The organism is Natronoarchaeum sp. GCM10025703, from assembly GCF_042661985.1.
Classification (GTDB): Archaea; Halobacteriota; Halobacteria; order Halobacteriales; family Natronoarchaeaceae; genus Natranaeroarchaeum.
The window spans coordinates 2,791,743-2,805,811 of the sequence record NZ_JBHSZF010000001.1 but is presented as its reverse complement, the minus strand read 5'-3'; the positions used below and the strand labels follow the sequence as shown (position 1 = coordinate 2,805,811).

Here is a 14,069-nt window from a genome sequence, read left to right as displayed (position 1 = left end):
GCGACTTAATGACTACCGGTGGCGTGGCTTCAGCTCTCGACGGCACCGAGATACTCCGGCTGGCGGGCGTACAGCGCGGTATAGCCGCCCAGAAACGTCGCTCCGGCGGCCGTGCCGTACACGACGATCTGACTGCCGGTCACCGCCATCACGGCCGTAACGCCAACGAGGCCGGTACCCGTCGCCAGGAGGGCGATGACGATCATATCGCTCAGCATCTCGTCCGTCGAGTGGTCTCCGAGATACCCCTCCCGGTCGAAGGTATCGCCCGACCCGGATCCATAAAACAAGAGAATCGGCGTCGCGAGACCGAGACCGACGGCAAGCGACCGTGGACCATCGAGCACGAGTCCCGCAATCACCGTGGTCACGCCGGCTAACACCGAGCCGAGCACGAGGCCGACCCACGGATGCGGCTGATCTCCGTTCATACAGAGCGCACGGCCGAGTAATCCTTAGATGTACTGGTCTCCTTAGATATCTGGTCCGGGGACTCAGGAGGGCTTCTCGACGTGCAGCCTTTCGGGTGATTTGCGCAACGGGCAATAGGGATCGGAACGTGCGGTGCAATTGTGAATTGAAAACTATATTGCTCGCTCGCTGTTTTCTACTTTCATGGTTTGTCGAGTTTAAAAGCTATCTTAATACAGTTATATTGTAAGATATTTACAATACAAAGAACTATACATGCAGGGTTCATACGATGGGTATGAGCAAAAACGTCGGCACGACGGATCAGCAAGTCAGAACAGTCGCCGGAGCACTCGCCGGAACCGGATCGATCGCAATTCTCGCGGGTGCGCTGTCCCTCCCCGAGATCCTGGCCCCGGTACTGGGCGTCGTCGCCATCGTGATGCTCGTAACTGCGGCGACGGGAACCTGTGGGCTGTACTCGCTAATCGGCGTCGATACCTGCGCGATGGACTCGGACGCGGCGTAATAACTTCGCTTCACTCGTTTCTGGCCTCGTCAGCGCTTTATACACCTCACACTGACAAAACACCGGCACTTCCCTACGGTCGTGCCGAGCTTCGTGCCGGCCTCACGCGTTTACCGTCACGAAACACCGTCGTTTCGCTACGCTCCACGACGTCCCTCGTTACTGCACCACACGGTCGGCAGTAACGAAACACCGTGACTTCGATTTGCTCGTTACGAGCCTCGTCAGCGCTTCACACAGTTCGCGCTGACGAAACAGCACCCTTTTCACCCCGCTAACGATAATGAGACGGTAATGGGTAGACGAAAGAAGATCGTCGAGGAGTGCGAGCGACTGATGGACGAACCGGAGAACATCCGGAACATCGCCATCGCCGCACACGTCGACCACGGCAAGACAACACTGACCGACAACCTGCTGGCCGGTGCCGGCATGATTTCTGAGGACACCGCGGGCGAACAGCTTGCGATGGATACCGAAGAGGACGAGCAGGAACGTGGGATCACCATCGACGCGGCAAACGTTTCGATGACCCACGAGTACGAAGACACCAACCACCTGATCAACCTCATCGACACGCCGGGCCACGTCGACTTCGGTGGCGACGTGACCCGAGCGATGCGCGCCGTCGACGGTGCACTCGTCGTCGTTGACGCCGTCGAAGGGGCGATGCCCCAGACCGAGACGGTGCTCCGACAGGCGCTCCGCGAGGGCGTCAAACCGACGCTGTTCATCAACAAGGTCGACCGACTCATCTCCGAACTGCAGGAAGGTCCCCAGGAGATGCAACAGCGTCTCACGGCGGTCATCCACGACGTCAACGAACTGATCCGTGGTATGACCGAGGAGATGGACGACATCGACGACTGGACGGTCTCCGTCGAGGAGGGTACCGTCGGCTTCGGCTCTGCACTGTACAAGTGGGGCGTCTCCATGCCGTCGATGCAGCGCACCGGGATGTCCTTCGGCGACATCATCGACCTCGAACAGGCCGACAAGCGCCAGGAACTCCACGAGCGCACGCCGCTGTCGGACGTCGTGCTCGACATGGTCTGTGAGCACTTCCCGAACCCCGTCGACGCCCAGCCCCGACGTATTCCGCGGGTCTGGCGTGGCGATCCGGATTCCGAACTCGCCGACACGATGCGTCTCGTCGACGAGGACGGCGAAGTCGTGCTGATGGTCACCGACATCGGTGTCGACCCGCACGCTGGCGAGATTGCTGCGGGCCGCGTCTTCTCCGGAACGCTGGAGAAGGGCCAGGACCTCTACGTCTCCGGGACGGCCGGGACGAACCGCGTCCAGAGCGTCGGTATCTACATGGGTGGCGAACGGGAGGAAGTGGACCGCGTTCCCGCAGGGAACATCGCGGCGGTCACCGGTCTGGCCGACGCTATCGCCGGTTCGACCGTCTCCTCCGTCGAGATGACGCCGTTCGAGTCGATCGAGCACATCTCCGAGCCCGTCATCACAAAGTCCGTCGAGGCGAAGAACATGGACGACCTGCCGAAGCTCATCGAGACGCTTCGACAAGTCTCCAAAGAGGACCCGACGATTCAGATCGAGATCAACGAGGAGACGGGCGAACACCTGATCTCCGGGCAGGGCGAACTTCACCTGGAAGTCATCGGTCAGCGTATCGAGCGTAACCAGGGAATCCCGATCAACACCGGCGAACCGATCGTCGTCTTCCGTGAGATGCCACAGAGCGAGAGCCGCGAAGTCGAGGATCTCCCCGAACCGACACAACCGCTTTTACATCTCCGTTCACCCGCTCGACAAGGACATCGTCGACGTGATCAAGAAAGGCGAAGCGAGCATGGACATGCCCGAGCAGGAACGGCGTGAATCCCTGCAAGAAGCCGGTATGGACAAGGATACCAGCCAGAACGTCGAGCACATCCACGGGACCAACGTCCTGATCGACGACACGAAAGGTATCCAGCACCTCAACGAGACGATGGAGCTGTTCATCGAGGGACTCGAAGACGCCCTCAACGACGGCCCGCTGGCCGCAGAGCCGGTCCAGGGGTCGCTCATCCGGCTTCACGACGCGCGTCTCCACGAGGACACCATCCACCGCGGTCCGGCACAGGTCATCCCTGCGGTCCGGAACGCGGCCCACAGCGCGCTGATCGACGCCGACATCAAACTGCTCGAACCCATTCAGGACGTTCGGATCGACGTTCCGAACGACTACATGGGCTCGGCGTCCGGCGAGATTCAGGGCCGACGTGGCCGCGTCGACGACATGTATCAGGAAGGCGATCTGATGGTCGTCGAAGGGATCGCACCGGTCGAAGAGATGATCGGCTTTGCGAGCGACATCCGCTCCGCGACCGAGGGTCGTGCCTCCTGGAACACCGAGAACGCAGGCTTCCAGGTCATGGCCGACAACCTCCAGCGCGATCAGATCATGGAGATCCGAGAGCGCAAGGGAATGAAGCTCGAACTGCCTCAATCGGTCGACTACATATAGCGACGCCGTCTTCTTTCTCCGTTTTCGATACGTGATAGCAACTGCGTTCGACCGTGACTACACCGGGAGATGGCGGTCGTAAAACTCGTCGATACGCTCGTTTATCCGCTCGCCTTCCTCTGATCCCCAGGGATGTCGCGAGAAGTAAAAGACACAGGCGACCAGCATCCCAAGCGGCTGGGCGAGTTCCGGTGTGACCGATGCGGTGAGTGCGATGGTAGCTGCCGAGAGCACGACCGCGATCAGTGCGTCCAACAGCCGACGGTAGACGGACATGGTCTGCTTTTACCCGCCGCGAGCAAAAAGTCGCCGACTCCGTGTTACTCGGGCACAGTCGAGAATGGCTGAACTCTTATACCTCCTCCCCGTCAGGGATGGATATGATCGTATTCGCCGAAGAATCCGCAGTCGGGGTGTTCCACGATGACTGACGACGCCGACGAGGAGGCCGAGACGGACGGCGGCCAGCATGTTCAGGCGTACACCGTCCGCCTCGAACTCGTCGACGAACCGGGCGAGCTACTGAACGCGCTGCAACCCATCTCGGAACACGGCGCAAATCTGCTCTCTATCTTCCACGAGCGGGGCAACGTGACGCCGCGGGGTCACATTCCCGTCGAGGTCGACATCGAGTGCCCGCCGGATCGGTTCGAGAACATCGTCCAGTCGCTTCGTGACGCCGGCATCAACGTCATCCAGGCCGGCGCAGAGCGATACAGCGAGGAACTCACCGTGATTCTCGTCGGCCACCTGATCGACACGGACCTCTCCGACAGCCTCACACAGTTTCAGACTACCTCGCGAGCGGAGGTCGTCGACGTTTCGCTCTCAGCACCCGAAGGAACCGAGGGCGTTTCCAGTGCACGTCTCCGGCTTGCGACCGAAGCCGACCGGGCCGAAGAGGTCCTAGAGACCGTCCGCGATATCGCCGAGGAGAAGGATATCCACGTCATCGAGCCACAGCAGCAGGGGGTCAGCATGAAACTCGCCGTCCTCGGTGCCGGTGCCGTCGGTCGCTCTGTCGCCGAACTCGCCGGCCAGTACGGCCACGAGGTCGTCGCTATCGCCGACTCAAGCAGTGGCGTTGTCGACAGGGGTGGGATCGACGCCGACGCAGTGCTCGACCGGAAGGAAAGGGAGGGAACTGTCGGCGACGGATCGCCCGACGACGTGCTCGCAGCCGACTACGACGTGCTCGTCGAAGCGACGCCGACGACGCTCGGCGACGCTCAGCCAGGCTTTGGCCACGTCGAGACGGCGCTCTCCCGTGACCGTCACGTCGTGCTGGCGAACAAGGGGCCGGTCGCCGAGCGATACGGCGAACTGATGACCCTGGCCGAGGACAGCGCGGGCGACGTGTTGTTCGAGGCTGCTGTCGGCGGCGCGATCCCGATCCTGTCGACGATCGACGACTTCGGTCCGGGCCAGATCACGGCGGCACGTGGCGTGCTCAACGGGACGGCGAACTTCATCCTCTCGCGGATGGCGGCTGACGGACTCGATTACGAGCACGTCCTTGCCGAGGCCCAGGACCTCGGCGTCGCGGAAGCAGATCCGTCCTTCGATGTCGACGGCACGGACGCCGCGCTGAAGTTCGTGATCCTCTCGAACGTCCTCTCGCAGGGCGAGCGCGAGTACACCCTCGACGATGCTACGGTCGAAGGCATCCAGAACGTCCCCGGGAACGCGCTCGATCTCGCGGCCGAGGACAACCGGACAGTCCGACTGATCGGCGAGGCGACGCCCGACGGGGTGCACGTCGCACCCAAACTCGTCCCGCAGAACGGCGTGCTCGCGGTGACGGGCACCAGAAACATCGTGCAGTTCGAGACGGAGAACGCCGGCGAACTGAACATCAGCGGGCGCGGTGCCGGAGGACCCGAGACGGCCACGGCAGTGCTCGCTGACGTCGGTCGTCTCCCGCCGCTGTAACCGCGTTTCCCGAGTGCGATTTCACGGCTCGTCGGTGACTTTTCCTGACAGGGCCGTGTCAACGTCACACAAACCGCATGACGGCTTCGGGATGCGCAACACACTGTATCGAAATCGTTTTAACTGCCACAGGCGAAAGAATCCGATATAGCGCCTCTGCGCGTGAGATACAACAATGAGCGACCAACATCAGAACCTGGCCATTATCGGCCACGTTGACCACGGGAAGAGCACGCTCGTGGGACGCCTCCTCTACGAGACGGGGAGCGTACCAGAGCACGTCATCGAACAGCACAAAGAAGAAGCCGAGGAGAAAGGCAAGGGTGGCTTCGAGTTCGCCTACGTCATGGACAACCTCGCCGAAGAGCGAGAGCGCGGTGTCACCATCGACATCGCCCACCAGGAGTTCTCGACCGACGAGTACGAGTTCACCATCGTCGACTGTCCTGGCCACCGCGACTTCGTGAAGAACATGATTACTGGCGCGAGCCAGGCCGACAACGCGGTCCTCGTCGTCGCGGCAGACGACGGCGTCGCACCCCAGACACAGGAGCACGTCTTCCTCGCCCGTACGCTGGGCATCGACGAGCTCATCGTCGGCATCAACAAGATGGACCTCGTCGACTACAAGGAGTCGACGTACAAGGAGGTCGTCTCCGAGGTTACTGACCTGCTCAACCAGGTCCAGTTCAGCACCGACAACGCCGAGTTCATCCCCATCTCCGCCTTCGAGGGCGACAACATCGCCAACGAGTCGGAGAACACGGACTGGTACGACGGCGACATCCTGCTGGAAGCCCTCAACCACCTCCCCGCGCCGGAGCCGCCGACGGACGCCCCGCTCCGACTCCCCATCCAGGACGTTTACACCATCTCCGGTATCGGTACCGTCCCTGTCGGACGAATCGAGACCGGTATCATGAACACCGGCGACAACGTCTCCTTCCAGCCCAGCGACGTGGGCGGCGAAGTGAAGACGATCGAGATGCACCACGAAGAGGTGCCCAAAGCAGAGCCCGGTGACAACGTCGGATTCAACGTCCGCGGTATCGGTAAGGACGACATCCGCCGTGGTGACGTCTGTGGCCCCGCCGACGACCCGCCAAGCGTCGCCGAGACGTTCCAGGCTCAGGTCGTCGTCATGCAGCACCCCAGCGTGATCACCGCGGGTTACACCCCGGTCTTCCACGCTCACACCGCACAGGTCGCGTGTACGATCGAGTCCATCGACAAGAAGATGGACCCGTCCTCGGGCGAAGTCGCCGAGGAGAACCCGGACTTCATCCAGTCCGGCGACGCCGCGGTCGTCACCATCCGACCGCAAAAACCGCTCTCGATCGAGCCCAGCAGCGAGATCCCGGAACTCGGTTCCTTCGCGATCCGAGACATGGGTCAGACTATCGCCGCTGGGAAGGTCCTGAGCGTCAACGAGAAATAAATGCAGCAAGCACGTGTCCGCCTCGCGGGAACAAACCCCGAGGATCTCGACGATATCACCGCGGACGTTCGCGAAATCGCAGACAAGACCGGCGTCGCGCTGTCGGGCCCGATCCCGCTGCCGACCAAGACGCTGGAAATCCCCACCCGCAAGTCCCCTGACGGCGAAGGGACCGCGACGTGGGAACACTGGGAGATGCGCGTCCACAAGCGCCTGATCGATCTGGACGCCGACGAGCGCGCACTCCGTCAGCTCATGCGGATTCAGGTCCCCAACGACGTCAGCATCGAGATCGTTCTCGAGGACTGAGCGGAATCCTCGATTCCACGATGGTCGAACGACATCGACGATGTCTTTCGGGACTACGCTGACTGAGCCGGACGACAGTATCCCGTCGTCATCGAGCGGAACCGCCGCACTCGCGTGCACTTTCTTCGATTTATGATCCCTGGGTAGCCCTTAGGCTGGCGCTCGCTCAGCCTTTTGTTCCTTGATTCCCTACCTGTCGTATGGCCGGGTCCCCTGATAGTCGGAGCCCAACGCTTGAGCTACTGGTAGTGATCGGCGCCGTCTTCGTCCTCCAGCAGTTGGTCGCGCTCGTCAGCCAGCCCCTGGCCCTGGGTCTGTTCACGCTCCGGGCACCGATTCTGGCCGATCCGTGGGCGCTCGTCACCAGCGTCTACGCCCACAGCGGGCTCGATCACCTGCTCGCAAACGCCATCGCGCTGGCAGTCGTCGGCTTCCTGCTCGAACGCCACACGACCCGCCTGCGGTTTCACGCCTTTTTCCTGGTGACGGGTATTGCCGCGGGCGTCTTCCAGATCGGCCTCGCATCGCTGTTCGGCGTCGACGTCGCCCTGCTCGGTGCCAGCGGCGCGGTGTTCGCGCTGATCGGCTACCTCGTCACCGGCAACCGCCTGAGCGGCCGGCTGTTCGACCGCTTCCAGCTATCGGGGCGCGTAACACTCCTGCTCTTCGTCGTCCTGGCCGGGCTCGTGACGTTCGTCACCGCCGCACCCGGCGTTGCCCTCGCCGCTCACTTCTTCGGCTTTCTGCTCGGACTCGTCGCCGGAAAGCTCAATCTGCTTCGCCCGCCAGCGACTGGAAACGCAAGCCTGAAATAGGCTTCTCCGATTACAAACAGGTGCGCGGGCTCGTAGATCAGTGGTAGATCGCTTCCTTCGCAAGGAAGAGGCCCCGGGTTCAAATCCCGGCGAGTCCACTCCTTCCGTCGCTTCGCTCCGTCAGTCGCTCCTCGCCGACCTTCGCAAAACCTTCGGTTTTGCTCAGTCCCGGCGAGTCCACTACCTTGCGGCGCGAACAAACTCGTGAGCGCCGCAGATAGTCGTCGAAGATGGGATTTGAAGCCCTGGAAGTCGCCTCCTCTGAATGCGGATATCAGGCGGTCGGGTCAGTCGGCACGACCCCGAAAGACGGGTTCCGACTCGACGGCTTGCTCAAGGACGAGGGCGAGGTCGACGGCGAGCATCATACGCATATCGGGGATGAGGATTCGGGGAGGTGGACCATCGAAGTCGTCGAGCATCTGTAGACATAGAAGCGCCCCTCGAACCAGTAATTGTGCTCAGAACGACTGAGAACCGAGTCCACTTGTCATTCTGGCCACGATGCCGGTGAAAATGACTGATACTGTCGCCCCAAGGAGAACCACCTGGTCATCTGCGTCTAGCATAGTGTCACCGACTTTGCTCGGGGTGAACTCGATTCCAAAAATCGTGAGTTCGACTGCGGCTTCATGCTGCAGTCCAAGGGCTATCAGGGACACTCCGAAAACTACAACTCCGATACAGCAGAGTAGAACGACGACCTGAAGGATCGTTCGGACCCGTATCCACAGCGTTTCGAGTTTGATCTTCAGATCACTCATGTCAGTTCATTATCTGGTAACTACTTGAAACTAGTCCAGCAACTCAAAAACGTAGGGCCTACCGGAGCCAGTCGACTTTCCCGTGTCTCGCTACTGACTCGTCGGCGAATACGCCCCTAACAGTGGGTTAAGAACGCTTCCAGATGGTTCCAGCTCCGCCTGTCGACGAGTGCTCACTGCTACGACCTAGTGCTCAACTATTGGGTGACGATTATCGGGCATGGATAGCTTCGTATCAGTAGTGCTGACGACTTGCTGGAAGGACAGGCGAGGGCGGGTGACAGATTGCTGACCCACTTCCTCATCAGGCAAGAGAACGTGCTGTGAGATGAACGCTTGGACAGACGTGTGGGTTGGTACCGAATTTTGAGCACCCAGCGAAACGGTCTCGTCCGAGCACGTACTGCGGGGCACGTGGCTCGCTACTCGCGGGAACTACGCGGGCCACGAGGAGATCAGATGGTCATGGCTGCTCCTCGACGTCAAGGCCAGCGACGGGATGCCTGCTCCATCGGCACGGTCTCGGCGGCGACTGACGGCGTTTCCGGTCGCGTGAATCGGGAGAGTCTACTTCATTTCGAACTCGGTCTGAGCCTGTCGCTTGAGTTCCGCGGTCTCCTGTGCGACCGCCAGCACTTCCTCGAAGGCGTCGTCGTACTCGCCCTCTTCGTACTCCTGGGTGTAGTCGACCGACCAGCCCTCCTCGGGGACGCGCGAGAGATAGCGGACGCGTTCGTCGGTCGCGAGGATCAGGTCGTCGGTGTGCTCTTCGTTCGGGCCGTCCGGCCCGCCAGCGCCGCGGACCATGACAACGGTGGCTTCTCGCACGCTATCGTTCGCGTCGAGCGAGTCGACGGCGTCGATGGTCAGCGAGGCGTCCGGCAGCGACGAGAGGATGGGTGGGTCGTCGTCCATACCGACGGATTATCGCGGAGCGGGAAGTGTTTGCTGACTCGGTCGGAGAGTGACCGGCGAGTACGACTTCCGCAGCGACGCGGTTCCTGATCCCACCGGCCTGGCTTGTGGATCTGCCGGATGCTTCGACCCCCACCAGTCGGGAGTCGGGTCGACGACAAACCGGGACGGATAGAACAGTTATCTAACTAACACGAACGTGAACATGTTCACTCAGTGAACGAGCGATATTAAACGAGGTGCGAACGGAAACTACGGATACGACTCGAAGCTACGGTCAAAAAGTGGACAGCTATGTTCCTTTTTGATCGGAATGTCGACGTACAATATGGAATCGGTCGTTTCTGAACGCTGGGACGTAATCATTGCGTTTTTTGACTGGTCGGGTGTAGGTGGGGGTATGAGAAACGCGAAAATCGTCTGTACCATCGGCCCGGCATCGGACTCCCGGAGCATGCTTCGGAACCTCGTCGACGCGGGCATGTCCGTCGCACGGATCAACGCCAGCCACGGCGACCGTGAGGATCGGTCGGCACTGATCGACCGGATCCAGTCCGTCGGCAGAGCCACCGACGAACCGGTCGCCGCGATGCTCGACACGCAGGGCCCCGAGATACGGACCGCTGATATCGAGGGCTCGATCGAACTGGAGACCGATTCCGAGATCCGACTCTACGAGGGCGACGACGCGACCCCCGAAGCGGTCGGCCTCTCGATCCCGATTACCGGCGTCGAAGCGGGCGACACCGTCCTGTTCGACGACGGCCGGATCGAACTCACAGTCACCGAGGTCGACGGCGACGACGTCTACGCGGCGGTCAAAAGCGGCGGCGAACTGACGGCCAGAAAAGGTGTCAACGTCCCCGGGGTCGATCTGGAACTCGACGTCGTCACGGAGAAAGACCGCCGCGACCTCGCGCTCGCCGCTGAGAAAGAGGTCGATCTGGTCGCGGCGAGTTTCGTCCGCGATGCCGACGACGTCTACGCCGTCAACGAGGTCCTCGAAGAGAACGGCGCGGACATCCCGATCGTCTCCAAGATCGAGCGCGCCGGCGCAGTCGAGAACCTCGACGAGATCATCGAGGCGTCCTACGGGATCATGGTCGCGCGTGGCGACCTCGGCGTCGAGTGTCCGATGGAGCAGGTCCCCGTCGTACAGAAACGTATCATCCGCAAATGTCGCGAGGCTGGCGTCCCGGTCATCACCGCGACGGAGATGCTCGACTCGATGGTCCACGCCCGCCGTCCGACCCGGGCGGAGTCCTCCGACGTGGCAAACGCCGTGCTCGACGGCACGGACGCCGTGATGCTCTCCGGCGAGACTGCGATCGGCGATCACCCGGCCCGCGTCGTCGAGGCGATGGACCGGATCGTCCGCGAGATCGAGGGCAGCACGGAGTATCGTGAACTCCGCGAACAGCGCGTCCCCACCGCGGACAACACGCGGACAGATGCGCTGGCCCGCTCGGCACGCTATCTCGCTCGCGACATCGGCGCGAGCGCCGTGATCGCGGCCAGCGAGTCCGGCTACACCGCGCTCAAGACCGCGAAGTTCCGCCCCGGCGTTCCGACCGTCGCCGCGACGCCCAACGAGGAGGTACGCCGCCGACTCGCGCTTTCGGGTGGTGTTAGACCGGTCACCACTGCTTCGTCGAGCAGGGTTCGGACAGACTGATCGAGAACGCCGTCCAGTCCGCTATCGACGCCGGCGTTACCGAGAGCGGTGACACCGTCGTCGTCCTCTCGGGCATGATGACCGAGTTCGAGGACGTGAGTTCGACGAACCTGCTCAAGGTCCACGTCGCCGCCGAGACCGTCGGATCCGGCCGCGTGGTCGTCGACGGACGTGTCTCGGGACCGATCGTCGAGACGAAGGACGGCGATCTCTCCTCGGTGCCTGAGGGTGCGATCATCTCGCTGGGACCGAACTTCGACGGCGAGTTCTCCGGCGAGACCGAAAAACTGGCTGGCATCATCGATGCCCGCCCCGGAATGACCGGCTATCCGGCGATGGTCGCACGCGAACTCGACATCCCGATGATCAGCGGCGCGCCGCTGGGCAATGCCGTCGAGCGACTCGACCGAGTGACGGTCGACGCCGAGCGTGGTGTCGTCTACGGCGGCGACATCCTCCGCGCACGCAGGGACGTCTCCGAGCGATAGTCGGACGGAGAGCCGCGGTCTTTTGCCGCTGGAGGGACAACCGAAGGTATGACCGACGCAGCGACGACTCGGCGGGCAACAGCGAGTCCGACGAGACCCCTACTACGGGGAGTGCAACTGATGGAGGCCAGTACCCCGAGCAGACCGTCGACGACCCACCTCCAGAGCAGTGGCAATTCGACGTCGAAGACGTCGACAAGGACGGTGTCATCAAGACGACGATCGAGCCGGAATCCGTCGACTGGGAGAACGCCGCTTTCGTCGTTCTCGGTGTCGTCCTCGCGCTCTTGATTCTCGCGCGGACCGTAACCGTCTTCGCCTGACTGGCGGGGCTGCACAAAGGTTAATCGGCCACGTACCCAAGGGAGGGTATGGTCCTGCAGGCTATCGACGCCCCAACGCTCCTGGTGATCGCAGGCATCATCCTGCTGATGATGGAAGCGATGGCTCCCGGCGCTAATTTCATCGTTCTCGGAGTTGCTCTCCTCGTCGCCGGACTGTTAGGGCTTGCAGTCGGCAGCGTACTGGGTGGTACCGTCTCGACGCTCGTACTCGCCGGCATGGTGCTGATAACCGGTGCCGCGACGTTGTTTGTCTACCGCGAGTTCGATCTCTACGGCGGGACCGAGGCCGGACAGACGAGCAACTCCGACTCGCTCACCGGCCAGACTGGCTACGTCACCGAACGAGTGACGAAGACCGACGGCCAGATCAAACTCGAAGACGGCGGCTTCAACCCCTACTTCCAGGCTCGTAGCATGGATCAGGAGATCGAGGAGGGGGCGGAAGTGATCGTCGTCGACCCCGGCGGCGGCAACGTCCTCACCGTGGACTCGTTCGAGCACCTCGATGAGGACGAAATCGACCGGGCGCTCGCGCGTGACCGCGACGTCGACAGCGACGCGACCGAGGGCGAGACTGCCCAGTCGGATGAAACCGGTCAGCCAGCAACTGGAGAGCCGTCCGAGAACGCCGAAACCGAGCAAGCGACGGAGTGAGCACTCCCGATACTGACGGCTCATCGACAGGAACGAAAAGGATTTTTACGTGCGCATCCGCAATTATTTATATGGCAGTTACAATAGCCCTGGTCGGAGTTGGTCCAACGCTGTTGGTCGGACTCGTCCTATTGCTTGCGATCGTCACCGTCGCGAGTATGGTCGAAATCGTCGACGCGTACGAGAAACGCGCGTTGACCGTGTTCGGTGAGTATCGGAAACTTCTCCAGCCCGGTATCAGCTTCATCCCTCCGTTCGTTTCGCGTACGTACGCGTTCGATATGCGAACGCAGACCCTCGACGTTCCACGTCAGGAAGCGATCACGCGGGACAACTCCCCGGTGACGGCCGACGCCGTCGTCTACATCAAGGTCATGGACGCCAAGAAGGCGTTCCTCGAGGTCGACAACTACAAGAAGGCAGTCTCGAACCTCGCCCAGACGACGCTCCGTGCCGTGCTGGGTGACATGGAACTCGACGACACGCTGAACAAACGCCAGGAGATCAACGCGAAGATCCGTCGCGAACTCGACGAACCTACCGACGAGTGGGGGATCCGCGTCGAGAGCGTCGAGGTCCGCGAAGTCAACCCCTCCAAGGACGTCCAGCAGGCAATGGAACAGCAGACCAGCGCCGAACGCCGTCGCCGTGCCATGATCCTGAGGCGCAGGGTGAACGCCGCAGTGCCGTCGAGAAGGCCGAAGGTGACAAGCAGTCCAACATCATTCGCGCGCAGGGTGAAAAGCAGAGCCAGATCCTGGAAGCGCAGGGTGACTCCATTTCGACCGTGCTTCGTGCGAAATCCGCCGAATCGATGGGTGAGCGCGCCATCATCGATCAGGGGATGGAGACCCTCGAAGAGATCGGGAAGGGCGAGTCGACGACGTTCGTCATGCCCCAGGAACTCACCTCGATGATCGGTCGCTACGGCAAACATCTCTCGGGTAGCGACGTCCAGCAGGCCGATGGCTCGCTGGAGAGTCTCGACTTCGACGACGACACCGCCGAACTGCTCGGCCTCAACGATATCGAGGAGATCCTCGGTCAGATCGACGAGGAAGCCGAGCTAGATATCGAGGCCATGGAGGAAGAGGCCCAGAAGATCAAGGAAGGCAGTGCCGGAGCGGACATCAAGAGCGCGGACGAAGTCGTTACCGAGATGGACAAAGAAATCGAGGAAGGCGAGGTCGAACTCGAAGAAGACGTGTAGTAACGACGACCCGGCCGACACTTTTTTCGACTGTGTAGATGCGTTCCGGGCCAGTACCACGCCAACTGGCCCCCGGACATCGGTACCATATGACCCGAAGCGGTTT

The 14,069-nt window shown here is 61.7% G+C and carries 11 protein-coding genes, 1 tRNA gene and 3 pseudogenes; 11 read left to right on the top strand and 4 right to left on the bottom strand.

What is annotated here, in order from left to right:
* Window positions 1-29 precede the first annotated feature (29 nt).
* A complete protein-coding gene (locus ACFQH2_RS15690) occupies window positions 30-431 on the bottom strand; it encodes a hypothetical protein (protein ID WP_377055204.1) in 402 nt (133 codons plus the stop codon).
* A gap of 278 nt (window positions 432-709) precedes the next feature.
* Here ACFQH2_RS15690 and ACFQH2_RS15685 point away from each other — a divergent pair, with 278 nt between their 5' ends.
* Window positions 710-940: a YgaP family membrane protein gene (locus ACFQH2_RS15685; RefSeq protein ID WP_377055202.1), complete on the top strand. Its 231-nt coding sequence runs from the start codon at window positions 710-712 to the stop codon at window positions 938-940.
* Between the two features lie 294 nt (window positions 941-1,234).
* Window positions 1,235-3,419 (top strand): annotated as a pseudogene (locus ACFQH2_RS15680) (elongation factor EF-2).
* A 57-nt stretch (window positions 3,420-3,476) separates the two neighbouring features.
* Here ACFQH2_RS15680 and ACFQH2_RS15675 read toward each other — a convergent pair.
* Entirely contained in the window at window positions 3,477-3,695 is a 219-nt protein-coding gene (locus ACFQH2_RS15675) for a hypothetical protein (RefSeq protein WP_377055198.1), read from the bottom strand.
* A 702-nt stretch (window positions 3,696-4,397) separates the two neighbouring features.
* On the opposite strand from ACFQH2_RS15675, the gene ACFQH2_RS15670 reads away from it, so the two are divergent.
* From ACFQH2_RS15670 to ACFQH2_RS15645, 6 genes are all read left to right on the top strand, one after another.
* Window positions 4,398-5,351: a homoserine dehydrogenase gene (locus ACFQH2_RS15670; RefSeq protein WP_377055194.1), complete on the top strand. Its 954-nt coding sequence runs from the start codon at window positions 4,398-4,400 to the stop codon at window positions 5,349-5,351.
* A gap of 175 nt (window positions 5,352-5,526) precedes the next feature.
* Window positions 5,527-6,789 (top strand): translation elongation factor EF-1 subunit alpha, encoded by a 1,263-nt coding sequence (gene tuf / locus ACFQH2_RS15665; protein WP_377055192.1) that lies wholly within the window; start codon window positions 5,527-5,529, stop codon window positions 6,787-6,789.
* On the top strand, window positions 6,790-7,098 hold the full coding sequence (rpsJ, locus tag ACFQH2_RS15660; protein WP_238478021.1) for a 30S ribosomal protein S10: 309 nt from the start codon (window positions 6,790-6,792) through the stop codon (window positions 7,096-7,098).
* A 200-nt stretch (window positions 7,099-7,298) separates the two neighbouring features.
* Complete coding sequence (locus ACFQH2_RS15655) at window positions 7,299-7,913, top strand: rhomboid family intramembrane serine protease (protein WP_377055189.1); 615 nt, start codon at window positions 7,299-7,301, stop codon at window positions 7,911-7,913.
* 26 nt (window positions 7,914-7,939) lie between these two features.
* A tRNA-Ala gene (locus tag ACFQH2_RS15650) sits at window positions 7,940-8,011 on the top strand.
* Between the two features lie 132 nt (window positions 8,012-8,143).
* Entirely contained in the window at window positions 8,144-8,341 is a 198-nt protein-coding gene (locus ACFQH2_RS15645; protein ID WP_377055187.1) for a hypothetical protein, read from the top strand.
* A gap of 33 nt (window positions 8,342-8,374) precedes the next feature.
* Here the strand turns inward: ACFQH2_RS15645 and ACFQH2_RS15640 are convergent, their stop codons facing one another.
* Window positions 8,375-8,677, bottom strand: coding sequence for a hypothetical protein (locus tag ACFQH2_RS15640; protein ID WP_377055185.1), 303 nt, complete (start codon window positions 8,675-8,677; stop codon window positions 8,375-8,377).
* 567 nt (window positions 8,678-9,244) lie between these two features.
* Window positions 9,245-9,592: a hypothetical protein gene (locus ACFQH2_RS15635; RefSeq protein WP_377055183.1), complete on the bottom strand. Its 348-nt coding sequence runs from the start codon at window positions 9,590-9,592 to the stop codon at window positions 9,245-9,247.
* A gap of 400 nt (window positions 9,593-9,992) precedes the next feature.
* Here ACFQH2_RS15635 and pyk point away from each other — a divergent pair.
* The 3 genes and pseudogenes from pyk (at window position 9,993) to ACFQH2_RS15620 (ending at window position 13,963) form a co-directional block, all read left to right on the top strand.
* A pseudogene (gene pyk / locus ACFQH2_RS15630) lies at window positions 9,993-11,755 on the top strand (pyruvate kinase).
* Window positions 11,756-12,126: 371 nt separating this feature from the next.
* Complete coding sequence (locus ACFQH2_RS15625; protein WP_377055177.1) at window positions 12,127-12,753, top strand: NfeD family protein; 627 nt, start codon at window positions 12,127-12,129, stop codon at window positions 12,751-12,753.
* 71 nt (window positions 12,754-12,824) lie between these two features.
* Window positions 12,825-13,963 (top strand): annotated as a pseudogene (locus ACFQH2_RS15620) (SPFH domain-containing protein).
* Window positions 13,964-14,069: the final 106 nt, after the last annotated feature.